Annotated in this window: 23 protein-coding genes; 13 read left to right on the forward strand and 10 right to left on the reverse strand. The window is 74.1% G+C overall.

Annotated features, from left to right (window positions below; genetic code table 11):
- Positions 1–65 precede the first annotated feature (65 nt).
- Positions 66–317, forward strand: coding sequence for a hypothetical protein (locus tag JYK04_RS19735; RefSeq protein ID WP_189735097.1), 252 nt, complete (start codon positions 66–68; stop codon positions 315–317).
- 19 nt (positions 318–336) lie between these two features.
- Here JYK04_RS19735 and JYK04_RS19740 read toward each other — a convergent pair whose 3' ends face one another.
- On the reverse strand, positions 337–963 hold the full coding sequence (locus JYK04_RS19740; protein WP_189735094.1) for an HAD family hydrolase: 627 nt from the start codon (positions 961–963) through the stop codon (positions 337–339).
- Positions 964–1,116: 153 nt separating this feature from the next.
- The gene (locus JYK04_RS19745; RefSeq protein ID WP_189735092.1) at positions 1,117–2,133 is read right to left on the reverse strand and encodes a hypothetical protein; all 1,017 of its coding nucleotides are present in this window, start codon (positions 2,131–2,133) and stop codon (positions 1,117–1,119) included.
- Positions 2,134–2,219: 86 nt separating this feature from the next.
- On the opposite strand from JYK04_RS19745, the gene JYK04_RS19750 reads away from it, so the two are divergent.
- Complete coding sequence (locus tag JYK04_RS19750) at positions 2,220–4,712, forward strand: helicase-associated domain-containing protein (RefSeq protein ID WP_189735090.1); 2,493 nt, start codon at positions 2,220–2,222, stop codon at positions 4,710–4,712.
- A gap of 67 nt (positions 4,713–4,779) precedes the next feature.
- Here the strand turns inward: JYK04_RS19750 and JYK04_RS19755 are convergent, their stop codons facing one another.
- On the reverse strand, positions 4,780–5,322 hold the full coding sequence (locus JYK04_RS19755) for a DoxX family protein (RefSeq protein ID WP_189735088.1): 543 nt from the start codon (positions 5,320–5,322) through the stop codon (positions 4,780–4,782).
- A 199-nt stretch (positions 5,323–5,521) separates the two neighbouring features.
- On the opposite strand from JYK04_RS19755, the gene JYK04_RS19760 reads away from it, so the two are divergent.
- A complete protein-coding gene (locus tag JYK04_RS19760) occupies positions 5,522–6,310 on the forward strand; it encodes a hypothetical protein (protein ID WP_189735085.1) in 789 nt (262 codons plus the stop codon).
- A gap of 25 nt (positions 6,311–6,335) precedes the next feature.
- Here the strand turns inward: JYK04_RS19760 and JYK04_RS19765 are convergent, their stop codons facing one another.
- Positions 6,336–6,821 (reverse strand): N-acetyltransferase, encoded by a 486-nt coding sequence (locus tag JYK04_RS19765; protein WP_189735083.1) that lies wholly within the window; start codon positions 6,819–6,821, stop codon positions 6,336–6,338.
- Positions 6,818–7,378 (reverse strand): peroxiredoxin-like family protein, encoded by a 561-nt coding sequence (locus JYK04_RS19770; RefSeq protein WP_189735081.1) that lies wholly within the window; start codon positions 7,376–7,378, stop codon positions 6,818–6,820. The genes JYK04_RS19765 and JYK04_RS19770 overlap by 4 nt, the downstream gene beginning before the upstream one ends.
- Before the next feature lie 68 nt (positions 7,379–7,446).
- Between JYK04_RS19770 and JYK04_RS19775 the strand changes: the two genes are divergently transcribed.
- Together JYK04_RS19775 and JYK04_RS19780 are read left to right on the forward strand one after the other, a co-directional pair.
- Entirely contained in the window at positions 7,447–8,064 is a 618-nt protein-coding gene (locus JYK04_RS19775; RefSeq protein ID WP_189735647.1) for a TetR/AcrR family transcriptional regulator, read from the forward strand.
- A 140-nt stretch (positions 8,065–8,204) separates the two neighbouring features.
- On the forward strand, positions 8,205–9,848 hold the full coding sequence (locus JYK04_RS19780; RefSeq protein ID WP_189735079.1) for a DNA repair helicase XPB: 1,644 nt from the start codon (positions 8,205–8,207) through the stop codon (positions 9,846–9,848).
- Here JYK04_RS19780 and JYK04_RS19785 read toward each other — a convergent pair.
- Together JYK04_RS19785 and JYK04_RS19790 are read right to left on the reverse strand one after the other, a co-directional pair.
- A complete protein-coding gene (locus tag JYK04_RS19785) occupies positions 9,806–10,573 on the reverse strand; it encodes a glycosyltransferase 87 family protein (protein WP_189735077.1) in 768 nt (255 codons plus the stop codon). The genes JYK04_RS19780 and JYK04_RS19785 overlap by 43 nt on opposite strands.
- A gap of 47 nt (positions 10,574–10,620) precedes the next feature.
- Complete coding sequence (locus tag JYK04_RS19790) at positions 10,621–10,800, reverse strand: hypothetical protein (RefSeq protein ID WP_189735075.1); 180 nt, start codon at positions 10,798–10,800, stop codon at positions 10,621–10,623.
- A 217-nt stretch (positions 10,801–11,017) separates the two neighbouring features.
- Here JYK04_RS19790 and JYK04_RS19795 point away from each other — a divergent pair, with 217 nt between their 5' ends.
- Positions 11,018–11,641 carry a hypothetical protein gene (locus JYK04_RS19795; protein WP_189735073.1) on the forward strand — a complete coding sequence of 208 codons (624 nt, stop codon included), beginning with the start codon at positions 11,018–11,020 and terminating at the stop codon, positions 11,639–11,641.
- A 278-nt stretch (positions 11,642–11,919) separates the two neighbouring features.
- Positions 11,920–13,893: a HelD family protein gene (locus tag JYK04_RS19800; protein ID WP_373297396.1), complete on the forward strand. Its 1,974-nt coding sequence runs from the start codon at positions 11,920–11,922 to the stop codon at positions 13,891–13,893.
- 114 nt (positions 13,894–14,007) lie between these two features.
- Here the strand turns inward: JYK04_RS19800 and JYK04_RS19805 are convergent, their stop codons facing one another.
- On the reverse strand, positions 14,008–14,694 hold the full coding sequence (locus JYK04_RS19805; protein WP_189735069.1) for a copper homeostasis protein CutC: 687 nt from the start codon (positions 14,692–14,694) through the stop codon (positions 14,008–14,010).
- Between the two features lie 129 nt (positions 14,695–14,823).
- Here JYK04_RS19805 and JYK04_RS19810 point away from each other — a divergent pair, with 129 nt between their 5' ends.
- The 3 genes from JYK04_RS19810 (at position 14,824) to JYK04_RS19820 (ending at position 18,147) form a co-directional block, all read left to right on the forward strand.
- A complete protein-coding gene (locus JYK04_RS19810) occupies positions 14,824–15,528 on the forward strand; it encodes an HD domain-containing protein (protein WP_189735067.1) in 705 nt (234 codons plus the stop codon).
- Between the two features lie 54 nt (positions 15,529–15,582).
- Positions 15,583–16,806 carry a Cmx/CmrA family chloramphenicol efflux MFS transporter gene (locus JYK04_RS19815; RefSeq protein WP_189735645.1) on the forward strand — a complete coding sequence of 408 codons (1,224 nt, stop codon included), beginning with the start codon at positions 15,583–15,585 and terminating at the stop codon, positions 16,804–16,806.
- Between the two features lie 117 nt (positions 16,807–16,923).
- The gene (locus tag JYK04_RS19820) at positions 16,924–18,147 is read left to right on the forward strand and encodes a serine hydrolase domain-containing protein (RefSeq protein ID WP_189735065.1); all 1,224 of its coding nucleotides are present in this window, start codon (positions 16,924–16,926) and stop codon (positions 18,145–18,147) included.
- On the opposite strand, the gene JYK04_RS19825 is transcribed toward JYK04_RS19820, so the two are convergent.
- Both JYK04_RS19825 and JYK04_RS19830 read right to left on the reverse strand, forming a co-directional pair.
- On the reverse strand, positions 18,144–18,413 hold the full coding sequence (locus JYK04_RS19825) for a DUF4031 domain-containing protein (protein ID WP_189735063.1): 270 nt from the start codon (positions 18,411–18,413) through the stop codon (positions 18,144–18,146). The genes JYK04_RS19820 and JYK04_RS19825 overlap by 4 nt on opposite strands.
- Positions 18,414–18,420: 7 nt before the next feature.
- Positions 18,421–18,795 carry a hypothetical protein gene (locus JYK04_RS19830; RefSeq protein WP_189735061.1) on the reverse strand — a complete coding sequence of 125 codons (375 nt, stop codon included), beginning with the start codon at positions 18,793–18,795 and terminating at the stop codon, positions 18,421–18,423.
- Between the two features lie 70 nt (positions 18,796–18,865).
- On the opposite strand from JYK04_RS19830, the gene murQ reads away from it, so the two are divergent.
- The 3 genes from murQ to JYK04_RS19845 are packed head-to-tail and all read left to right on the forward strand — an operon-like array spanning position 18,866 to position 21,947.
- Positions 18,866–19,801, forward strand: a complete 936-nt coding sequence (gene murQ / locus JYK04_RS19835) for an N-acetylmuramic acid 6-phosphate etherase (protein ID WP_189735059.1) — start codon at positions 18,866–18,868, stop codon at positions 19,799–19,801.
- A gap of 23 nt (positions 19,802–19,824) precedes the next feature.
- On the forward strand, positions 19,825–21,330 hold the full coding sequence (locus JYK04_RS19840) for a PTS transporter subunit EIIC (RefSeq protein ID WP_189735057.1): 1,506 nt from the start codon (positions 19,825–19,827) through the stop codon (positions 21,328–21,330).
- A 26-nt stretch (positions 21,331–21,356) separates the two neighbouring features.
- The gene (locus tag JYK04_RS19845; protein WP_189735055.1) at positions 21,357–21,947 is read left to right on the forward strand and encodes a GNAT family N-acetyltransferase; all 591 of its coding nucleotides are present in this window, start codon (positions 21,357–21,359) and stop codon (positions 21,945–21,947) included.
- The last annotated feature ends 6 nt before the right edge of the window (positions 21,948–21,953 follow it).

The following is a 21,953-nucleotide window of genomic DNA, read 5'->3' on the forward strand; positions in this document are numbered from 1 at the left end:
GGGTGACAAGACGTTCCCCGGTCCTTCACGGTCGGCTGCTTCGGCCAGGGAACTACCCTGGTGAGGTGACTGTTACTCCTCATTCAGACGAAGCGCGGCCCGGCGACGGACTGGTCAAGGCCGGCGGCATCGTGTTCATCGCCGGGGCCGTGGCCACGCTGGCGACCATGGCTCCGCTCTTCCTCGACGTGGACCCGTTCCCGTCGTACGCGTGGGCGGTCTGCATGCTCATGGGCGTCGGCTTCGCCATCTCCGCGGCGGGCGTGCTCCGCTCGGCCGCGGCACAGCGCAGGGCCGCCCGGGCCTCGCAGGCGTAGCGGCCCGGGCAGGCCGTCTCTAGACGGGCTGCGCGGCGACGTACTGCGCGAGCCACTGCGGCAGCGCGGTGAGGTCGGGCAGGACCACGTCCGCGCCCGCCTCGCGCAGTTCCTCCTCCGGGCACGGGCCGGTCGGCACCACCACGGACAGCGCGCCGGCCGTACGGGCCCCGCGTACGTCGCCGACGTGGTCGCCGACGTAGACCTGCGCCCCGTACTCGCGCAGCGCACCGGCCTTGGCCTCCGCCCAGAGCCAGCCGATGACGGCGTCGGCCTCGATGCCGAGGTGCGACAGGTGCAGGCGGGCGTTGGGCTCGTGCTTGGCCGTGACGACGATCGCGCGGCCGCCGAGCGCCTGGACGGCCTCGATCGCCTCGCGGGCGCCCGGCATCGCCGGGGTCGGCCCGATGGCGTAGGTGGGGTAGATCTCCCGGTAGCGCTCGGTCATCGCCGGGATCCGGGCCTCCGGGAACCAGTGCGCGAGCTCTTCCTCCAGCGGCGGGCCCAGCCGGGTGACCGCCTCGTCGGCGTCGATGAAGGTTCCCGTCTCGGCCGAGAGGGCCTGGTAGGCGGCCTTGATTCCCGGGCGCGAGTCGATGAGGGTCATGTCGAGGTCGAAGCCGACGGTGAGGTTCATACCTCCCATTGTGCCGAGGCGGCCGTACGGGAGATCGACTGCGGGCCTACATCGGGGGAACGCCTTCGGATCCGCCGGGGGTGTCTCCCCGCGGTGGACGGGGGAGTTCGAGGCGCGGGGGTCCGGGGGCGGCGGCCCCGGCAGCGGCGCCGTGCCCCGCGGCTACCGCCGTCGCGCCCGCCACGCCAGGTACAGCGCGGAGGCCAGCGCAGCGCCCCGCAGGACCCACGGCCACATCCCGTGCAGCGCCCCGCTCAGCTGGTCGTCGGCCAGGGCCTCCCCCCACTTGCCGTTCATCCGGCCCCACACCCACAGCACCGCCGCCGCGAGGACCGCGCCGGGCGGGCCGAAGACCGCCCATTTCCGCTCGGCCGGCCCCAGCACGCGCGAGGCGTACGGAAGGAGCCAGCCGACCACGAGGAGCAGCCAGTAGCCGGTGACCGTGCCGACGACGAGGACGGCCGCCGCCAGCAGCAGGAAGGCGTTCGGCCGGGGGCGGGCGGCCGGGGCCGCCGGGGCGTCCGGCTCGGCGGCCCCGGCCGCCGCGTCCTTCTTCGCGCGCCGCCGCTCGCGCAGGAACCGTACGAGGCTCCGCGCGCGCCCCTCGCCCTCCCCGGGCGGGGCCGGCTCCGACCCCGGTGCCGCGTCCCCGTCCCGCGGGTCGTCCTCCGGTTCGTCCTTGAACAGGTCCGGGATCTCGATGCCGCCCGCGAAGCCCTCGACCTGCGGGCCCGCCCCGTACGTCCCCGGGCTCACCCGCCACCAGTCGGGCTCGGCCCCGCCGGAGGGGCCGAGCTCGTCCAGCCCGGCCAGGTGCGGCGGCACGTTCTCGGGCTCCGCCACCGGGCGGGCCGGGGGCACGTTCCGGCTGCGCAGACGGCCCGGTCCCCGCTGTACGGGGACCGACAGGCCGGCGTCGGCGGGGGCCGCGGGGGCGGGGGCCGCGCCCTGCCGGGAGCCGAGGGTGTCCAGGACCTCCTCGGGCGTGCCGATCCGCTCCAGGATGCGCCGTACGGCGGCCGGGGTGTCCGGGTCGTACTTGGCGCGCCGACGGTCGATCTCGTCCCGCAGCCCCGACACCAGCCGCATCCGGTCACCGGAGGACAGGTGCCGCTGTTGCGCCAAGTCCCCGACGCGGCTCAGATATTCGTAGACCAGATGGTCGCTTTCGATCCCCACGCCCAGGCTCCTCCCTTACCCCCTGTCCCGAAGGTAGCGCGTGCGCCCGTGGAGCTGCTGCGGGCGCAGCGGATACCGTTGACCGGATGGGGACCGGCCGACTGACCGGCCGACGCGACCAGGAGGCGACTGTGCCCGAGGCAAGCACTGCGGCGGGATCCGCCGGCGGGAGCCCGGCGGGAAGCTCCCCGCGCTCACTCGCCGAGGCGCTGCGCACCCGTGACGACGCGGCGCTCGCGGCCCTGTTGCGCGCCCGCCCGGACCTGCTCGGCCCGGTGCCCGGCGATGTGACGCAGCTGGCCACGCGGGCCGGGACCCGGGCCTCGGTGGTGCGCGCCCTGGACCGGCTGGACCGGTTCGCGCTGCAGACCGCCGAGGCCCTCGCGGTGGGCCCGGACCCGTGCCCGTACGCGGTGCTGGAGGGGCTGCTGACGGGCGGCGAGGACGAACGGGCCCGCGCCGCGCTCCCCGACGCCCTGGCCACCCTGCGCGACCAGGCCCTGGTGTGGGGCGACGAGGACCGGCTGCGGCTGGTCCGCACGGCGCGCGAGCTGCTGGCCCCCTCGGCCTCCCGGCCCTCCCCGACCGGGCTGGGGCCGACCGTCGCGGAGGCCACGGCCGGGATGTCGCCGACCCGGGTGCAGGAGATCGTGGCGGCCGTCGGGCTGCCCGCCACCCACGACCCGGTGTCCGCGGTGACGGCGCTGACCGGGCTGTTCACCGACCCGGAGCGGATGTCGGCGCTGCTGGACGAGGCTCCGGCGGAGGCGCACCAGGTGCTGGGGCGGCTCGTGTGGGGGCCGCCGTACGGGGAGGTCACCCCGAATCCGACGCCGCCGGTGCGCTGGCTGCGCGACCGGGGGCTGCTGCTGCCCGCGACGGCGCGGACCGTCGTACTGCCCCGTGAGGTGGCGCTGCACCTGCGCGGCGGGCTCGCGCACCGGGACACCGCGCCGGTGGCTCCGCCCGTGCCCGCGCACCGCGAGCACCGTCCACAGCTTGTGGACGCGAACGCCGCCGGGCAGGCGCTGGCCGCGCTGGCCACCGTCGAGGAGTTGGTGAAGTTCTGGGAGCACGCCGGTCCGCCGGTGCTGCGGGCGGGCGGGCTCTCCGTACGGGACCTGAAGCGGGCCGCGGCCGCGCTGGACACGACCGAGCCCCAGGCGGCCTTCTGGGCCGAACTGGCCTACGCGGCCGGTCTGCTGGCCAGCGACGGGGAGGCGGACGAGCGGTACGCGCCCACCCCGGCCTTCGACGACTGGCTCGAACTGCCGCCCGCCGAACGCTGGTCGCGGCTCGCGACGGCGTGGCTGCCGGCCACCCGCACGGCCCCGCTGGTCGGCGAGCAGGACGCCAAGGGGCGCACGCTCTCCGCGCTCGGGCCCGAACTCGACCGCTCCGCCGCCCCCGAGGTGCGCCGGCGCGTGCTGGAACTCCTCGGGGAGCTGCCCGAGGGCGGTTCGCCCGACCCGGAGATCCTGCTGGCCCGGCTCGCGTGGGAGCGCCCCGTACGCGGGGCGAGCGATCTGCGGGCCCGGCTCGCGCGCTGGGTGCTGGAGGAGTCGGAGGTCCTCGGCGTGACCGGGCGGGGCGCCCTGTCCGGACCCGGCCGGGCCCTGTTGGAGCACCGCGACCCGGCTCCGCTGCTGGCCCCGCTGCTGCCGGAGCCGGTGGACCACGTGCTGCTGCAGGCCGACCTGACGGCGGTGGCCCCGGGCCCGCTGCGCCGCCCGCTGGGCGACACCCTCGCCGTGCTCGCGGACGTGGAGTCCAAGGGCGGGGCGACGGTGTACCGGTTCACGCCCGGCTCGGTGCGCCGGGCCCTGGACGCCGGCCATGCCGCCGCCGACCTGCACGCCTTCCTCAAGGAGCACAGCCGTACCCCGGTACCGCAGCCGCTGGCCTATCTGATCGACGACGTGGCCCGCCGGCACGGACACCTGCGGGTCGGCGCGGCGTCCTCGTACGTGCGCTGCGACGACGACGCGATGCTGGGCGAGATCCTGGCCGACAAGCGCTCGGCCGGGCTGGGGCTGCGCCGCCTCGCGCCGACGGTGCTGGCGGCGCAGGCGGATCCGACCGTCCTGCTGGAGGGGTTGCGGTCGATGGGGTACGCGCCGGCCGCGGAGTCCCGCACCGGCGACGTGCTGGTGGCCCGGGCCGACGCCCACCGCACCCCGGCCCGCTCGGCGCCGGTACCGGTGCCGGAGGGTCCGCCGGTGCCGGACGCGACGCTGCTGGCAGCGGCGGTACGGGCGATCCGCGCGGGCGACGTGGCGGCGACGGCGGTGCGCAAGGAGCCCGCGACGGCCTCAGCCGCCGGGACCGGGATGCCGGGCGAACTGCCGCGCACGAGCGCGGCGGAGACCCTGGCGACGGTGCAGGCGGCCGCACTGACGGGGTCGGCGGTGTGGATCGGGTACGTGAACGCGGAGGGCGCGGCGAGCCAGCGGGTCATCGCGCCGGTCCGGGTGGAGGGCGGCTTCGTCACCGGGTACGACCACACGGCGGACGAGGTACGGACGTACGCGCTGCACCGGATCACCGGTGTCGCGGAGCTGGCGGACGACCAGGTGTAGGGGCGGAGGGGCATCCAGTGGGGCGGACGGTCACGGTGTCGGACCGTCATCCTGAGCGCATGCCGGTTCAGTCGCGGACGAGTACGACGACGAATCCGGCGACGGCGCCCACCAGCAGCGCGAGCAGGGAGTAGCGGGGCCGGTTCTCGCGGAGCACCGGAAGGTAGTGGTCCACCGCGAAGCGGCCCGGCCCGGTGAGGGTGAGGGCGACGATCGCGGCGAACAGCACCACTTCGAGTTCCACGCCCTTGGGCGGGAAGTAGGCGCTCAGGCCGCGGACGTCGAGGACGTTGATGAACGTGCCGGTCAGCGCCGCTCCGGCGAGCGGGGTGAGCAGTCCGAGGGCGAGACCGAGGCCGCCGAGGGTCTCGGCGAGACCGGCGATGACGGCCATGGCGTCCCCGGCGGGGTAGCCGGCCATCGTGAAGCCCTTGCCGGTCGCGGTGAGGCCCGGGCCGCCGAACCAGCCGAAGAGCTTCATCGTGCCGTGTCCGGCCATGCTGAGGCCGACGACGAGCCGGAGCAGGAGCAGACCGGTGTCGTGGGTGACGGTGGTGGCGGGAGCCGAGGAGGTGCTGAGGAGCGAGCGGTCCCAGCTTGCTTGCGTCATGAGGATCCGTTCCGACGTCGCCGGTGGGCGCCGGGGGTGCCCGGGGCGCCTGCCACCCTAGGACGCCCGCCGGTGACGCCGCGGGAGCGACGTCGCCGCCCGTCCCCTCGGCCCCCGGCGTCTACCCGTTCGGCCCTGGAGTGCCCGAACACGACCGCGCCGAGAGGCCGTCCCAGACCCTTCGCTACGCTCACGGACCATGCCTGACCTGCCTCCTTTCCACAGCGCGATCATCGACGCGATCATCGGCCACGCCGGCCGGGCGACGCTTCCCTTCCAGCGCGCCCACCGGGCGGAACAGCACGCGACGGCCTTCTGGTTCAACGAACTCGTCGAGGAGACCGCCGAGGGTGCGGTCGTCCGGCAGTACCTGGTGACCGCCGGTGAGCCGACGAGGGTCGAGACGGCCGAGGTCACCCTGCGGCCGGGGCTGGGCACACCCGCGGTGAGCGCGCAGAAGCTGGCGCTGATGCACTTCGCGGAGGGGTGGACCCACCTCGGGGACCTGGGCGTGGCGGTCATGCCCGAGGACGCGCTGTACGCGTATGCCGCGCGCAAGGGGTGGAGCTGGACGACGGACGAGATCACCGACGGCGTCGCGGCCACGGCGGAGGACATCGCCGGTCTCGACGGGACGCCCGTCCCCGCCTACCTCCTGGGCCACGACGTCGGGGCCGGGGACGGCGCCCGGGAGCAGGCCGTCGTGGTCGGGGAGATCGTGCGCACCGACGAGGACGGCGTGCGGTGGATCGGAACCCTGCCGCAGGGGTGCGTCGGCGCGCCGGTGTTCATCGGCACCGCTCTCGGCGAGAACAGCTTCAAGCTGGTCTGCGTCGGTGTGGCACTGCCGGGCGAGGGCTCGCACCCGATCGCGACCTTCGACCGCATCCGCGCCGCCCTGAGCCTCCTCGCCGCCGCCCCCGCCCCGGCTCTGGACATCCGGTCCGTCGAGCCGCCGAAGCGGCGCTGGTGGCAGCGGCGCGGCTGAGGCCGGCCGGCGGCGAACGCCGGTCTCACCTGGGGGCGTAGTCGATCCGCCCGGCGTCGAAGGGCCACACCTCGTGGAGCCAGCGGGTGATCCGCTCGTGGACGCGCGGGTCCAGTGCGGCCCGGTCGGAGCGCACCCAGTGGCTGACGGCGACCCGGCCGGGGGCCTCCCGGGAACCGTGGATGTACAGGCAGCCGATCACCTCGCCCTCGCCGCCGCCGTCGCCGCCGCCTTCCAGGAGGCTGTAGGCGAAGGCGACGCGCTCCTCGAACTCCCGCGCGTGCCGGAGCAGGTCGGCCAGGTTCTCCTCGGCGGTCATCCCCGCCACCGGCGGCCAGCCCCGCCCCACGAATCCGGGCGTCGCCCTGATGTGCGCGATGCTCCCGGTCCAGGCGGCGAGGTCGCGCTCGTTGTGCTCGGCGCCGAGCGGCTCCAGCCGGAAGCCGTCGGCCACGAGGGTCCGCGGTACCGCGAAGTCGGCGGGGACGAAAGGCTGCTGATCTCGGCTCATGCCAGGACCGTACGTGCCTCCGCCGCCAGGGTCAGCAGCTTTTCCACCGGCCACTGGTCGTCCGCGTGCACCCCGTAACCGGCGGCCAGGACGCGTCCGTCCGGCGCGATCAGGAAGTCCGCCGGCAGCCCCAGGCGCCCGCCGTCCTGGACGAGCGTCGGCGGCTTCGCCCGGCCGCGCAGGATGTCGAGCGTGCCGACGGCGATCGCCCGCCAGGCACGCGCGGACAGCAGGGCGCGGTAGGACGACTCGACGCCGAACTCGGCGTACAGCCGCTTGCGGGGGTCCGCGACGACGGCGAAGGGCAGGTCGGCGACGTGCTCGCGCAGTTCGTCGGCGCCGGAGTGGAAGACCACGACCTCCCGGATCCCGGCGGCTTCTATCTCGGCGTGCCGCCGCAGCACCGAGCGCAGATGCAGATGGCAGATGGGGCAGCCGGCGAACCGGCGGAACTGGAGGTGGACGAGGAGTCCGGGGTCGGGGACGGCCACGGGGGCGCCGTCCGCGACGGCGGTGAGGGTGCGGGTACGGACGATGGAACCGGTGTCGAGCTGCACTGAGGCCTCCTCCGTAAGCGTATGTCGTACACCTACAGCGTAAGCGTATGCCGTACGCTGTCAACACCATGCCGCGCCCCCGCTCACTCACCCCGGACCAACTGGCCGCCGCGGCCCTCGCCGTGATCGACCGTGAGGGCCTGTCCGGGCTGTCCATGCGTGCCGTCGCCGTCGAACTCGGCATCAGCACCATGGCCCTCTACCGGTACGTCCAGGACCGGGGCGAGCTGGAGGCCCTCGTCGTCGAGCTGGTCCTCGGCTCCGTCGACAGCACCCCGCCGCCCCTGACCGCCGGCCCCTGGCGCGCCCGCATCACGCTCCTCGTCGACCGGATGCGGGACACCGTCGCCGCGCACCCCGCCGTGCTGCCGCTCACCATGAGCCACCGGCACCGCTCCCCCGGCGTGCTGCGCTGGGGCGAGACCGTCCTCGGGGTGCTCGGCGAGGCCGGGTTCGGGCCCGAGGAGCGGATCATCGCCCTGCGGGCCCTGCTCGCCTACGTGATCGGCGCGATCCAGCAGGAACACCTCGGCGCCCTCTCCGGCGCGGGCACCGCCGCGATCGCCGAACTCCCGGCGGAGGAGTTCCCGTACATGACCGAGGCCGCGCTCGGCGCCCGCTCCCTCACCCCGGACCGAGAGTTCCACGGCGGCCTCGCCCTGCTCCTGGACGGCCTGGGCCGCTGACCCGCCCGGGGCTCCGCCAGGTGCCCCGCGTGGTGCCCCACCCGGTTCCCCGCCGGGTACCCCGCCGAAGCGCCGTGTTCCCAGCCCCCGCGCCGTACGGCACACTGGAGGTTTGACCTGAATGAAACGGGGCGCCGCGCGTGAATGGTCCACTCATCGTCCAGAGCGACAAGACCCTCCTTCTCGAAGTCGACCACGAGCTCGCCGGAGCCGCCCGGCGTGCCATCGCCCCCTTCGCCGAGCTGGAGCGGGCCCCCGAGCACATCCACACCTACCGGATCACCCCGCTCGGCCTGTGGAACGCCCGGGCCGCCGGCCATGACGCCGAGCAGGTCGTCGACGCGCTCGTCGAGTACTCCCGCTACCCCGTCCCGCACGCGCTCCTCGTCGACGTCGCCGAGACCATGGCGCGCTACGGCCGCCTGACCCTCTCCAAGCACCCCGTGCACGGACTGGTGCTGACCAGCACCGACCGGCCGGTGCTGGAGGAGATCCTGCGGTCCAAGAAGGTCGCCCCGCTCGTCGGTGCGCGGCTCGACGCCGACACGGTGGCCGTGCACCCCTCCGAGCGCGGGCAGATCAAGCAGACGCTCCTCAAGCTGGGCTGGCCCGCCGAGGACCTCGCCGGTTACGTGGACGGCGAGGCGCACCCGATCGAGCTGGCCGAGGACGGCTGGGCGCTGCGGCCGTACCAGCAGCAGGCCGTCGAGGGCTTCTGGCACGGCGGCTCCGGTGTGGTCGTCCTGCCCTGCGGCGCCGGCAAGACGCTGGTCGGCGCCGGGGCCATGGCGATGGCCAAGGCGACGACGCTGATCCTTGTGACGAACACCGTCTCGGCCCGCCAGTGGAAGCACGAGCTGGTCAAGCGGACCTCGCTGACGGAGGACGAGATCGGCGAGTACTCCGGCACCCGCAAGGAGATCCGGCCCGTCACCATCGCCACCTACCAGGTCCTGACGACGAAGCGGAAAGGCGTCTACCCGCACCTGGAGCTCTTCGACTCCCGGGACTGGGGCCTGATCGTCTACGACGAGGTGCACCTGCTGCCCGCGCCGGTCTTCAAGTTCACCGCCGATCTGCAGGCGCGGCGCCGGCTCGGCCTGACCGCGACGCTGGTGCGCGAGGACGGGCGGGAGTCGGACGTCTTCTCCCTCATCGGGCCGAAGCGGTTCGACGCCCCGTGGAAGGAGATCGAGGCGCAGGGCTACATCGCGCCCGCCGACTGCGTGGAGGTCCGGGTCAATCTGACGGAGTCGGAGCGGCTCGCGTACGCGACGGCCGAGACGGAGGAGAAGTACCGCTTCTGCGCGACGACGGCGACGAAGCGCAAGGTCACCGAGGCGCTGGTGGCCAAGCACCGCGGTGAGCAGACCCTCGTCATCGGGCAGTACATCGACCAGCTCGACGAGCTGGGCGAGCACCTGGACGCCCCCGTCATCAAGGGCGAGACCTCCAACGCGCAGCGCGAGAAGCTCTTCAACGCCTTCCGCGAGGGCGAGATCAGCGTGCTGGTCGTCTCGAAGGTCGCGAACTTCTCCATCGACCTGCCGGAGGCCACCGTCGCCATCCAGGTGTCGGGCACCTTCGGCTCCCGCCAGGAGGAGGCCCAGCGCCTGGGCCGCGTGCTGCGGCCGAAGGCGGACGGCCACGAGGCCCGGTTCTACTCGGTCGTCGCGCGCGACACGATCGACCAGGACTTCGCGGCGCACCGCCAGCGGTTCCTCGCCGAGCAGGGGTACGCCTACCGGATCATGGACGCCGACGAGCTGCTGGCGAGCGACTGACTCCGGCACGCGCGGGCGGTCAGGACGGCCAGTAAGGGCGCGCACCAGACCCACAGCGGCGGCCAGTCCAGTACGAGGGCCCGGGCCGCGTCGGCCAGGTGCCGGGTCCAGAACTCGGCGGAGGCCTCCGGCAGGACCAGCAGCCCGAGCAGGACGGTCCCGGCCGAGGCCGCCAGCGCGGTGAGCCCGGCGCGGACGCGGCGGGTCAGCAGGAGGTACGCGGCGATGGCCGCCGGGGCGAGGGTGATCCCGGCGGCCACGCCCAGCGCGAAGCCCTTGCCGAGCGCGGAGCGCGGCCGGCCGAGGTCCCACAGGACGAGGCAGGCGAGAGCCAGGTTGATCAGCCCGGCCAGCGGTGCCTGGAACAGCGGCTGCAGCCACAGCCCGGCGATGGTGGCGGCCAGCACGGGCCCGGGCCGGGACCGCAGTCCCGCGAGGCGGCAGGACAGGGTGATCAGCAGGGCGAGCAGGCCGGCGTTGCCGAGGACGAGGACGGCCTTCAGCGCGCCGCTCGGCAGCCACGCGGCGGGGGTGAACAGGATCGCCGCGAACGGCGGATACGTGGCGGTCGGCCCCCACTCGGCGGCGGAGAACCCCTGGACGAGGGCGTCGGCCACCGGAATGCGCAGGGCGATGCAGAGAACGCCGAGCAGCAGCAGCGAGCCGGTCAGCAGCACACCGGCGAGAGACGACGGTGAGCGGCTGGGAACGGGACTCCGGGTCACCCGCGTGACCCTAGTGGATCAGTGCGGGTGCTGGGCGGGGCTCGAGGTCAGTGGCGTATGACGCCCGCGTCCTCGGCGTATTCACCGAGCACGACGACGCTGACGGCGGTCGCCGCGAAGATCTTGACGGCGCGCAGCATGCCGCCGAGGCCGCCCTGCGGAAGGGAGTCGGAGTCGGCGCCGCTAGGACGGCTGCCCTGGATCGAGGTGAAGGTTGCGGGGCTCATGCATCCATGGTGCGTTTTCGCGCCGTCGCGCACATCGCTCCCGGGAGGGAACCTCACGGCCCCCCGGGTCCTCCTCCCGTCGCATGCGTACCCCTAGGGGTGGATACCAAGGTCTGACACTCCCGGGTACGACACCCGTCCGGATGCACGGGTGCCGGTCGGGACGGACCCTGGGAAGGTCCGCGGTGCCGCCGACCACCCCATGGGAGTGATCCGCATGACCCACCGTTCCCGGACGCGGCGCCTCGCGCTGCTCTCCGCATCGACAGCCCTGGTCACAGGCGGGCTGCTGCCCTCCGCCACCGCGTTCGCCGCCCCGGCACCCGTCGCCGCGGCCGCTGCCGCCCCCACGCCCGCACCACCGACCACCCCGCCCGCCCAGGGCGCGGTGAAGACCACCGATCCCCCCAGCGGCATCACGGCCGAGCTGCCCGGAAAGGCCAAGGTCCGCATGGGCGCCATCCCCATGGAGAGCGGATCGGTCGACGCCCGCGTGTACGGGGTGGAGACCCCGGCCGGAGCCACCGGCTTCGCCGTCTACGACATGCCGGGCGACCAAATGCCGCTGGAGGACGCCCTCAAGGGCTTCGTCGACGCGTACGGCCTGACCGGCGGCGGGACCCTGACCAGTGACAACGTCCGCAAGACGACGGTGGACGGCCGCCCGGCCCTCGACGCGAGCCTCTCCGGCGAGGACGCCGACGGGGCCGCGGTCGGCTCCATCCGCTTCATCTCCGACGACGACCATCTCGTCATGGCCCTGACCTACGGTCCCGAGAAGAACGAGAAGGACCTGAAGGCGATGCACCAGCAGCTCCTCACCTCTCTCCGGATCCCCTGACCGCCTGATCCCCGCACCCGATATTCGTTCGCGCCGCACCGCCCCGGTGGCTAGAATCTCCGCTCTTGCCGCCTCCCGCCGCCTCATCGGGGAGAGCCGCCCTCCGGCCGGAAACCGGCGGGCCATCTGTTCCGCATCCAGCAGCTGGAGGCAGTTCCGTGCCCGCGCACGCCCCCGAGACCACGCACGACGACCCGACCGCGAACCCGACCGCGCCCGGCGACCCGCTGGGCCGCGAGCGGGCCCACCTCGCCGCCTCGCGCTCCGCCCTGCGCGCCATGCGCGAGGACGTCGAGTCCCTCGACATCCGTGACGTCACCGCGAACTGGGTCAACGCGGTCGTCCTCCAGGCCCAGATCGACGACCGCATCAAAGCCCTCGCCGACCTCGCCCACACCCCGCTGTTCTTCGGCCGCCTCAACTACCTGCACGCCCCCGGCGCGGAGCTCGCCGAGGGCGCGGAGGGCGAGCAGTTCTACATCGGCCGCCGCCACGTCCACGACGCCGACGGCGACCCGATGGTCATCGACTGGCGCGCGCCCGTCTCCCAGCCGTTCTACCGGGCCTCCAAGACCGACCCGCAGGACATCGCGCTGCGCAGGCGCTTCGGGTACACCGGCGGCGAGCTCACGGCGTACGAGGACGAGCACCTGTCCGACCCCGGCGAGGCGGCCGCCGTCAGCAAGCTGCTCCAGCAGGAGATCGAGCGCCCGCGCGTCGGCCCGATGCGGGACATCGTCGCCACGATCCAGCCCGAGCAGGACAAACTCGTCCGCTCCGGCCTGGCCGGTTCCGTCTGCGTGCAGGGCGGCCCCGGCACCGGGAAGACCGCCGTCGGCCTGCACCGGGTCGCGTACCTGCTCTACGCGCACCGCGACCGCCTCGCCCGCACGGGCACGCTCGTCATCGGGCCGAACCGTTCCTTCCTGCACTACATCGAGCAGGTCCTGCCGGCCCTGGGCGAGCTGGAGGTCAAGCAGGCCACCGTCGACGACCTGGTCGCCCGCCCCGGCCTGGAGGTACGCGGCACGGACGCCGCCGAAACCGCCGTGGTCAAGGGCGACGCCCGGATGGCGGAGGTACTGGGCCGCGCCGTCCGCTCGCACGTCACGCGCCCCACGGAGCCGCTGATGGTGGTCCGCGGCTCGCGCCGCTGGCGGGTGCCCGCGTACGAGCTGGAGGAGATGGTCGAGGAGCTGCAGAAGCGCGACATCCGCTACGGCGCGGCCCGGGAGGCCCTGCCGCAGCGCATCGCGCACGCGGTGCTCGTACGGATGGAGCAGGCGGGCGAGGCCCCGGACGACCGGGTGCAGGACGCGGTGGCCCGCAACGCGGCGGTGAAGGCGGCGGTCAAGGAGATCTGGCCGGCCGTCGAACCGGCGAAGCTGGTCCTGCGCCTGCTGTCCGACCCCGAGTTCCTCGCCCTGCACGCGGCGGACTTGCTCACCGAGGACGAGCAGAAGCTCCTGCTGTGGCCGAAGCCGTTCCGCAGCGTGAAGTCGGCGAAGTGGTCGGCGGCGGACCTGGTCCTGATCGACGAGACGGCCGACCTGGTGGAGCGGACGCATTCGCTCGGCCATGTCGTCCTCGACGAGGCCCAGGACCTGTCGCCGATGCAGTACCGGGCGGTGGGACGGCGCTGCACCACGGGCTCGGCGACGGTCCTCGGCGACCTCGCGCAGGGCACCACGCCGTGGGCCACGCGCAGCTGGGACGAGGCCCTCGCGCACCTGGGCAAGCCGCAGGCGGTGGTGGAGGAGCTGACGGCGGGCTTCCGCGTGCCGCGCGAGGTGATCGCCTACGCCTCCCGGCTGCTGCCGTCGATCTCCCCGGGCCTGGCGCCGGTCTCCTCCGTCCGCGAGACGCCGGGATCGCTGCGGATCGAGGAGACCTCGGACCTCACCGCGGCGGTGGTGGCGTCCTGCCGCGACTCTTTGGCGCACGAGGGCTCGATCGGCCTGATCGCGGCGGACGCGCGGATCCCGGTGCTGGCCGAGGCGCTGGCGGAGGCGGGGCTGCCGTACCTGTCTCCCGGCGAGGAGACCACCGCCGAGTCGCGGCTGACCCTCGTCCCGGCGTCGCTGGCGAAGGGTCTGGAGTACGACTACGTGGTCCTGGACGAGCCCGCGGCGATCGTGGACGGCGAGCCGGACGAGCGGACGGGGCTGCGCCGCCTGTACGTCTGCCTCACCCGCGCGGTCTCGGGCCTGACGGCCCTCCACGCGGCCCCGCTCCCGGCCGCCCTGACCTGACCTGCGGCCCGCCCTCCTGGGGCTCCGCCCCGGACCCCGCGCCTCAAACGCCGGCGAGGCTAAATCGAGCCTCGCCGGCGTTTGAGGCGCGGGGGTCCGGGGGCGGAGCCCCCGTCAGGACAGGGCGGTGCGCCAGTCCGCGACGGCGGCCGCCGAGACCGGACCGCCCCACCCGGAGGGACGCGCCGCGCCGCCGATGTGGAAGGCGTCGATCCCGCCCGCGCGCAGCACGGGCAGGTGCGCGAGCGCCAGCCCGCCGCCCACCAGGATCCGCGCCCCGTACCCCGGCTCACCACGCCGCGCCGCCTCCGCCAGCAGCACCGGCACCCCGGCCTCCACCCCCGCGGCCGAGCCCGCCGTGAGGTACGTGTCCAGCCCCGGCGCATCGGCCAGCGCCTTGCGCAGCTGGTCCCGGTCCGCCGCGCGGTCGATGGCCCGGTGGAAGGTCCAGCGGCAGCCGTCCAGCTCCGCGACGACCGCCTCGACCGCGGCCAGGTCGGGGGCGCCGTCGGCGTCCAGGAAGCCGAGGACGAACTCCTGCGCGCCCTCCGCCCGCAGTTCCCGTGCCGCCCGGGCCAAGGCGGAGACGTCGCCGGCCGCGAAACCGTCCGTCTTGCGGAGCATCACGCGCAGCGGGATGTCGACCGCCGCCCTGATCGCCGCGAAGGTCTCGCGCGGCGGGGTGAGCCCGTCGGCGGCCATGTCGGTGACCAGTTCGAGTCGGTCCGCCCCACCGGCCTGGGCCGCGACCGCGTCCTCCACGTCGAGGGCGATCACCTCCAGGAGCGCACGGTTGCTCATTCGATCCCATCCTTCTTCGGAAAGCTCGGGGAAACTCAGGAAAACCCACTAGAGGTCTAGTCCAATATTCAGAATACGGGCCTCCGCCCGCCCTTCACCAGCACAATCTCGCCACCCCACAATGTGCCCATGGACACAGGCACCCAGAGCAGCGACACCCACCCGGACACCGCCGACCTGCGGGCCCGCTGGCAGGCGACCGTCACCGCCGCCGGCGCCCCCGCCGACCGCGATCCCGCGCCCTACGCCGACCGCCTCCTCGCCGCCTGGGCGGAACCGCAGCGCCGGTACCACACCACCGCGCACCTGGCCGACGTACTCGCGCGGATCGACGTACTGGCCCCGCACGCCGCCGACCCGGCCGCCGTCCGGCTCGCCGCCTGGTTCCACGACGCCGTCTACCGCCCCGACCGGTCCGAGAACGAGGAGCGCAGCGCCGCCCTCGCCGAGCGCGCCCTCCCCGAGCTCGGCATCGGCCCCGCGCGCACCGCCGAGGTGGCCCGCCTCGTCCGGCTCACCGTCACCCACGACCCCGCCCCCGAGGACACCGACGGCGAGGCCCTCTGCGACGCCGACCTGGCCGTCCTGGCCGGGGAGCCCGACGCCTACGCCGCCTACGCGGCCGCCGTCCGCGCCGAGTACGGCTTCGTCCCCGACGACGCCTTCCGCGCCGGCCGCGCCGCCGTACTGCGCCAGCTCCTCGGCCTGCCGCGGCTCTTCCGCACGCCCTACGGGGCCGCGCACTGGGAGGCCCCGGCCCGCGCCAACCTCGCCGCGGAACTCGCCGGCCTCACCGATCCCGCCGACGCCCCTGCCGACGGCCGGGGAATTTGATCGCGTTCACGCCGGTTGGTGACAGTCATGCCCGCAGCAGCCGCACGCCCCCGCATGCCCGTCGCCGTGTACGTCCTCGGCCTGTCCGTCTTCGCGCTCGGCACCAGCGAATTCATGCTCTCCGGACTGCTGCCGCCCATCGCCGAGGACATGGGCGTCACCATCCCGCAGGCGGGCCTGCTCATATCCGCCTTCGCGATCGGCATGGTCGTGGGCGCACCGCTGCTGGCCGTGGCCACCCTGCGGCTCCCCCGCCGCACCACCCTCATCGCCCTCATCAGCCTCTTCGGCCTCGGGCAGGTCGCGGGCGCGCTGGCCCCCACCTACGAGCTCCTCTTCGCCTCCCGCGTGGTCTCCGCGTTCGCGTGCGCCGGCTTCTGGGCCGTGGGCGCGGCCGTCGCCATCGCCATGGTCGACAAGGACCAGCGGGCCCGCGCGATGGCCGTCATGATCGGCGGCCTGTCGATCGCGAACGTCCTCGGCGTCCCCGCCGGCGCCTTCCTCGGCGAGCACCTGGGCTGGCGCTCCGCCTTCTGGTCGGTCGCCGCCGCCTCCGCGATCGCCCTCGTCGGCATCCTCGCGCTGATCCCGAAGATCCCGCTGCCCGCCGAGAAGCCCTCGCTCCGGCGCGAGCTGCGCATCTACCGCGACCGCCAGGTGTGGCTCTCCATCGGCATCACCGCACTGGCCGCGGGCGGCGTCTTCTGCGCCTTCAGCTACCTGTCACCGCTGCTCACGGACGCGGCCGGGCTGGACTCGCGGTGGGTCCCGTGGATCCTCGGCCTCTTCGGCATCGGCGCGCTGGCCGGCACGACCGTCGGCGGCCGGGTCGCCGACGCGCACCTGTTCGGCGTGATGATCTGGGGCATCACCGCCTCGACCGTCTTCCTCACCGCGCTCGCCCTGCTGGCCTCCACCGCCGCCGCGGCGATCGCCCTGGCCTTCCTGCTCGGCTTCTCGGCCTTCTTCACCGCCCCGGCGCTCAACGCCCGCATGTTCAACGTGGCCGGCGCCGCCCCGACCCTGGCCGGCGCCACCACCACGGCCGCCTTCAACCTCGGCAACACCGGCGGCCCCTGGCTCGGCGGCACCGTGATCGACGCGGGCCTGGGCTTCGCCGCCACCGCCTGGGCGGGCGCCGCCATGACCGTCACCGCGATCACCCTCACCGTGCTCGCCCTGCGCCTGGACCGCCGCCGTACGCCGGCGCAGGCGACCCGCGTGATCGCCACGGGCGGCGCCACCCCGACCCCCGCCGAGGCTCCCGCCCGCGCCTGACCGCGCCCGACCGCGGTCCTGGTCCCGGTCGCCGCCCCGGACCCGGCTTCCTACGATGGGAAGGTCCGCTCGGGGAGCCGGTGACCGCTCGGGGACGTGCGTCAGAGGTGATCCTCCATGGGCCGGTACCGCGCGCCCACCGTCTTGGCAGCCGCCTCCCTGCTGCTCACCGCGCTGTGCGCGGGCCAGGCTCCCGCGGCCGCCCCGCCGGGCCGGGTCGACATCGACCCGGTGACCGCCGAGCAGCTCGACGACGCGATCACCGCGGCCATGCGCAAGGCCGACATCCCCGGGGTGGGCGTCGGCCTGTGGATCGACGGCGAAGACCCCTACGTGCGTGCCTTCGGCACCTCCGACAAGGCCACCGGCACCCCCATCAAGACCGATATGCACACCCGCATCGGCAGCGTCACCAAGACCTTCACCGTCACCGCCGTCCTCCAGCTCGTCGACGACGGGAAGGTACGGCTCGACGCGCCGATCTCGACGTACCTCGACGGCGTGCCCGGCGGCGACAGGATCACCGTCCGGCAGCTCGCCGACATGCGCAGCGGCCTCTACAACTACACCGAGGACCCGCGCCTGCTCGCCACCTACAAGGCCGACCCGCACCGCGCCTGGACCCCGCAGGAGCTGCTGGACACCGCTTTCCGGCACCCGGCCAACTTCCCGCCGGGCACGCGCTGGGAGTACTCCAACACCAACACCGTCGTGCTCGGCCTGCTCGTCGAGAAGGTCGGCGGGCAGCCCCTGCACACCTACCTGCAGCAGCACGTCTTCGAACCGGCCGGCCTGGACGCGACCTCGCTGCCGACCGGCGCGGAGATCGCGTCCCCGTACGTGCACGGCTACACGAACTTCACCCCGAACGGCGCGACCGTCGACGCCTCCACCTGGAATCCGTCCTGGGCCTGGGCGGCCGGCGCGACGATCTCCACCATGGACGACCTGCACTCCTGGGTCCCGACCCTGGTCAGCGGGAAGCTGCCCGACGGCGACCGCCTGCTGGAGCCGGCCACCCAGGCCCAGCGGCTGCGCATGCTGCCCACCGGACACCCCGACGTGCGCTACGGGCTCGGCATCGCCGAGCTCGACGGCTGGATCGGCCACAACGGCGAGCTGCCCGGCTACGAGACCGTCGCCGTCCGGCTCCCGCAGGCCCGCGCCACCATGGTGATCGTGGTGAACTCCGACGTCGACGGGAAGTTCGGCAACCTGAGCTCGCTCATCGCCAACACGGTCACCAAGATCGTGACCCCGGACCACGTCTGGCAGCTCCCGCCGGCGGCCCAGCCCCCCTCCGTCCCGGAACCGACCCCGGCCCCGGCTCCGAGCTCCTAGGCCACCGGCCGGCCCTTCGGGCGGCGCAGGCCCGCCGCGGTGAGGCGGCGGACCAGTTCCTTGCTGCCGATCTCCACCGCGCCGGCGCCGACCGCGTCCGCGTACCGGTACGAGGGCACGTCGTAGTGGTCCCGCTCGAAGGCGCGCGGCGGACACCCGATGGCCGCCGCGAAGGCGTGCAGCTCCTCGTACGAGACGTCGCTGACCAGGTGCGACCACATGCGGCCGTGGCCCGGCCAGGTCGGCGGGTCGATGTAGACGGTCACGGGCGGCTCACCGGCGGCCGAGGACCGGGCCCAGGCCGCCGATCGCGGCCACCTTCACCCCCGCCTCCGAGCACACCCAGTGCGGGTCGGGTCCCAGCTCCGGCTCCACGTCCAGCGCGTGCGGGTCTCCGTGGTTGCAGACCGGGCACAGCGGCCATCGTCCGTACTTCTCCAGCAGCGCGTCCTTCACGTCTTGGGCGACAAGTCCGGCAAGGTAGTCGACACCCTCCGGCCACTGCTCCACCCACCACCGGCGGTGCGTGACCGAGTCCTCGACGAGGGAGACGACATCGGCTTCGGCGACCTCGCCGGCGGCGAGGTCGGCGAGAACAAGGGCGCGGGCGACGTGCAGCGCCTGCTCCAAGGGGGTCGCGTGGTCCATGCGCCCATTGTGGACCCGCGAGGGCCCGCCGATGAAGGCCCTCTTTCCGCACAGCAGACCAGGGAGCCGCATGACCGCGTACGAAGAACTCCGCGCCCAGCTGGACACCCTCACCACCGAGGCCTTCCGCCAGGACCTCGCCGAGATCGACCGGCTGTCCACCCTCGACATCGCCCGCACCATGAACGCCGAGGACGCCACCGTCCCGGCCGCCGTCGCCGCGCAGCTCCCGCGGATCGCCGCCGCCGTCGACGCGATCGCCGAGCGCATGGCCCGGGGCGGGCGGCTGGTCTACGCGGGCGCCGGCACGGCCGGCCGGATGGGCGTCCTGGACGCCAGCGAGTGCCCGCCCACCTTCAACACCGACCCGGCCGACGTCGTCGGCCTGATCGCGGGCGGACCGTCCGCCATGGTCAAGGCCGTCGAAGGCGCCGAGGACTCCGAGGAGCTGGCCGCCGCGGACCTCACCGCCCTGGAGATCGGGCCGCACGACACGGTCGTCGGCATCTCCGCCTCCGGCCGCACCCCGTACGCGATCGGCGCCGTCGAGTTCGCCCGAACCCGCGGCGCGCTCACCGTCGGGCTCTCCTGCAACGCCGGATCCGCCCTCGCCGCCGCCGCCGACCACGGCATCGAGGTCGTCGTCGGACCCGAACTCCTCACCGGATCCACCCGTCTGAAGGCCGGCACCGCGCAGAAGCTCGTCCTCAACCTCATCTCGACCATCACGATGATCCGTCTCGGGAAGACCTACGGGAACCTGATGGTCGACATGCGCTCCTCGAACGAGAAGCTGCGCGCCCGCGCCCGCCGCATCGTGGCGCTGGCCACCGGCGCGCCCGACGCGGAGATCGAGGCCGCGCTGACCGCCACCGGCGGCGAGGTGAAGAACGCCGTACTCGTCGTCCTCGGCGGGGTCGACGGCCCCACGGCCGCCGAGCTGCTCGCCGCCTCGCAGGGCCATCTGCGCGCCGCCCTCGAACTCGCCCCCGCCCACACCCGCTGACCTCCGAGCCAAGGCGATCCCACATGTCCACCGACAAGAACCGCGCCACCGCCGCCGCGATCCTTCCGCTGGTCGGCGGCCCGGACAACATCACCTCGATCGCGCACTGCATGACCCGCCTGCGCATCTCGCTGCGCGACCGCTCGCTGGTCCAGGACGAGGCCCTGCGCGCCCTGCCGGCGGTACTCGGCGTGGTCGAGGACGACACCTATCAGATCGTGCTGGGCCCGGGCGCCGTCGCCCGCGTGACCCCCGAGTTCGAAGCGCTCGTCGCGGAGGCCCGCTCGGCCGCGCCGACCCCGACCCCGGCCCCGGCCGCCCGCGCGATCACCGCGGAGGACCTCGCCGCACAGGGCGCGGCACTGAAAGAGGCTCAGAAGGCCCGCAACGCCACCCCCTTCAAGCTCTTCCTGCGCCGGATCGCGAACATCTTCGTCCCGCTGATCCCGGCGCTGATCGGCTGCGGCATCATCGCCGGCCTGAACGGCCTGCTGACGAACCTCGGATGGGTGCCCGCCGTCGTGCCCGCCCTCGCCGCCATCGCCTCCGGGTTCATGTCCCTGATCGCGGTCTTCGTCGGCCACAACACGGCCAAGGAGTTCGGCGGTACGCCGATCCTGGGCGGTGCGGTCGCCGCGATCATCGTCTTCCCGGGCGTCGCGAAGATCGACGCGTTCGGCCTGGAGCTCAAGCCCGGTCAGGGCGGTGTCCTCGGCGCGCTCGCCGCCGCCCTCCTCGCCGTGTACGTGGAGAAGTGGTGCCGCAAGTGGGTACCGGAGACCCTGGACGTCCTCGTCACCCCCACCCTCACCGTGCTGATCTCGGGCCTGGTCACCCTCTTCGGCCTGATGTACCTCGCCGGTGCGGCCTCCACCGCCATCGGCGCCTTCGCCGACCGGCTCCTCGCCGGCGGCGGCGCGTTCGCGGGCCTGGTCCTGGGCGGCCTCTTCCTCCCCCTGGTGATGCTCGGCCTGCACCAGGCCCTGATCCCCATCCACACCACCCTCATCGAGCAGGACGGCTACACCGTCCTGCTGCCCATCCTCGCCATGGCGGGCGCGGGCCAGGTCGGCGCGGCCATCGCCGTCTACTACCGCCTCCCGCGCAACGGCTCGCTCCGCGCCACCATCAAGTCCGCGCTCCCGGCCGGCTTCCTGGGCGTCGGCGAACCACTGATCTACGGCGTCTCGCTGCCGCTCGGCCGACCCTTCGTCACCGCCTGCATCGGCGGCGCGGCCGGCGGCGCCTTCGTCGGCCTCTTCCACCAGCTGGGCGTCGCCTTCGGCTCCACCGCCATCGGCCCCTCGGGCTGGGCCCTGTTCCCCCTGCTCGACGGCAAGTCCGGCGCGGGCATCACCCTCGCGATCTACGCGGGCGGCCTGCTGACCGGCTACCTGGTGGGCTTCGTCGCCACCTACTTCTTCGGCTTCACCCGCCAGATGCTGACCGACCTCGACACCGACCCGGACCAGGCCCCGGGCACCACGACCGCCACCGGAACACCCCCGAAGGAGCGGGTCCCCGCATAGCGCCGCGAGTCCGCCATGATGCAGGGATGATCAACTCCATACCTCCCGTGGTCCCCGCCGGCCGGATGCGCGCCCTGCCGCAGCCGGAGTTCGAGCTGCCGGGCGGCATGCTGCTGCGTCCCTGGGCGGCCCACGACGTCCCCGCGCTCGTCGAGTCCTGCCTCGACCCGGACATCCGGCACTGGAACCGGCCCGCCCTCCTCACCCCGGCCGAGGCCGAGGAGCGGATCGCCCGCTGGCACGCCCGCTGGCAGGACGAGGAGGCCGCGATCTGGGCCGTCGCCCCGGCCACCGGAGGCCCGGCCGTCGGGCTCATCGGCATCGGCGACCTCGACCTCGCGGGCGGCAGCGGCGAGATCCTGTACTGGCTGCTGCCCGCCGGGCGCGGCCGCGGGGTCATGGCGGCGGCCACGGAACGCGTGAGCCGCTGGGCCTTCGAGGACCTCGGCCTGCACCGGATACGGATCACCCACTCCGTGGCCAACCCGGCCTCCTGCGCCATCGCGACGAAAGCCGGATTCCCCCTGGAGGGCACCATGCGCGGCGCCCTCCTGCACGCGGACGGCTGGCACGACGAGCACCTGCACGCCCGGCTGCGCACCGACGCCCCGGCGTGAGATCAG

The sequence above is a fragment of the Streptomyces nojiriensis genome, from assembly GCF_017639205.1.
GTDB lineage: Bacteria > Actinomycetota > Actinomycetes > Streptomycetales > Streptomycetaceae > Streptomyces > Streptomyces nojiriensis.

Excerpts from the sequence above, each read along its gene's own strand:
- JYK04_RS19740 (WP_189735094.1), bottom strand. The coding sequence starts at position 963 with ATGGGAGGTATGAACCTCACCGTCGGCTTCGACCTCGACATGACCCTC.
- JYK04_RS19750 (WP_189735090.1), top strand. The coding sequence starts at position 2,220 with ATGGGGACCGGCCGACTGACCGGCCGACGCGACCAGGAGGCGACTGTG.
- JYK04_RS19755 (WP_189735088.1), bottom strand. The coding sequence starts at position 5,322 with ATGACGCAAGCAAGCTGGGACCGCTCGCTCCTCAGCACCTCCTCGGCT.
- JYK04_RS19760 (WP_189735085.1), top strand. The coding sequence starts at position 5,522 with ATGCCTGACCTGCCTCCTTTCCACAGCGCGATCATCGACGCGATCATC.
- JYK04_RS19765 (WP_189735083.1), bottom strand. The coding sequence starts at position 6,821 with ATGAGCCGAGATCAGCAGCCTTTCGTCCCCGCCGACTTCGCGGTACCG.
- JYK04_RS19775 (WP_189735647.1), top strand. The coding sequence starts at position 7,447 with ATGCCGCGCCCCCGCTCACTCACCCCGGACCAACTGGCCGCCGCGGCC.
- JYK04_RS19790 (WP_189735075.1), bottom strand. The coding sequence starts at position 10,800 with ATGAGCCCCGCAACCTTCACCTCGATCCAGGGCAGCCGTCCTAGCGGC.
- JYK04_RS19795 (WP_189735073.1), top strand. The coding sequence starts at position 11,018 with ATGACCCACCGTTCCCGGACGCGGCGCCTCGCGCTGCTCTCCGCATCG.
- JYK04_RS19800 (WP_373297396.1), top strand. The coding sequence starts at position 11,920 with ATGCGCGAGGACGTCGAGTCCCTCGACATCCGTGACGTCACCGCGAAC.
- JYK04_RS19805 (WP_189735069.1), bottom strand. The coding sequence starts at position 14,694 with ATGAGCAACCGTGCGCTCCTGGAGGTGATCGCCCTCGACGTGGAGGAC.
- JYK04_RS19810 (WP_189735067.1), top strand. The coding sequence starts at position 14,824 with ATGGACACAGGCACCCAGAGCAGCGACACCCACCCGGACACCGCCGAC.
- JYK04_RS19815 (WP_189735645.1), top strand. The coding sequence starts at position 15,583 with ATGCCCGTCGCCGTGTACGTCCTCGGCCTGTCCGTCTTCGCGCTCGGC.
- JYK04_RS19820 (WP_189735065.1), top strand. The coding sequence starts at position 16,924 with ATGGGCCGGTACCGCGCGCCCACCGTCTTGGCAGCCGCCTCCCTGCTG.
- JYK04_RS19830 (WP_189735061.1), bottom strand. The coding sequence starts at position 18,795 with ATGGACCACGCGACCCCCTTGGAGCAGGCGCTGCACGTCGCCCGCGCC.
- murQ (WP_189735059.1), top strand. The coding sequence starts at position 18,866 with ATGACCGCGTACGAAGAACTCCGCGCCCAGCTGGACACCCTCACCACC.
- JYK04_RS19840 (WP_189735057.1), top strand. The coding sequence starts at position 19,825 with ATGTCCACCGACAAGAACCGCGCCACCGCCGCCGCGATCCTTCCGCTG.
- JYK04_RS19845 (WP_189735055.1), top strand. The coding sequence starts at position 21,357 with ATGATCAACTCCATACCTCCCGTGGTCCCCGCCGGCCGGATGCGCGCC.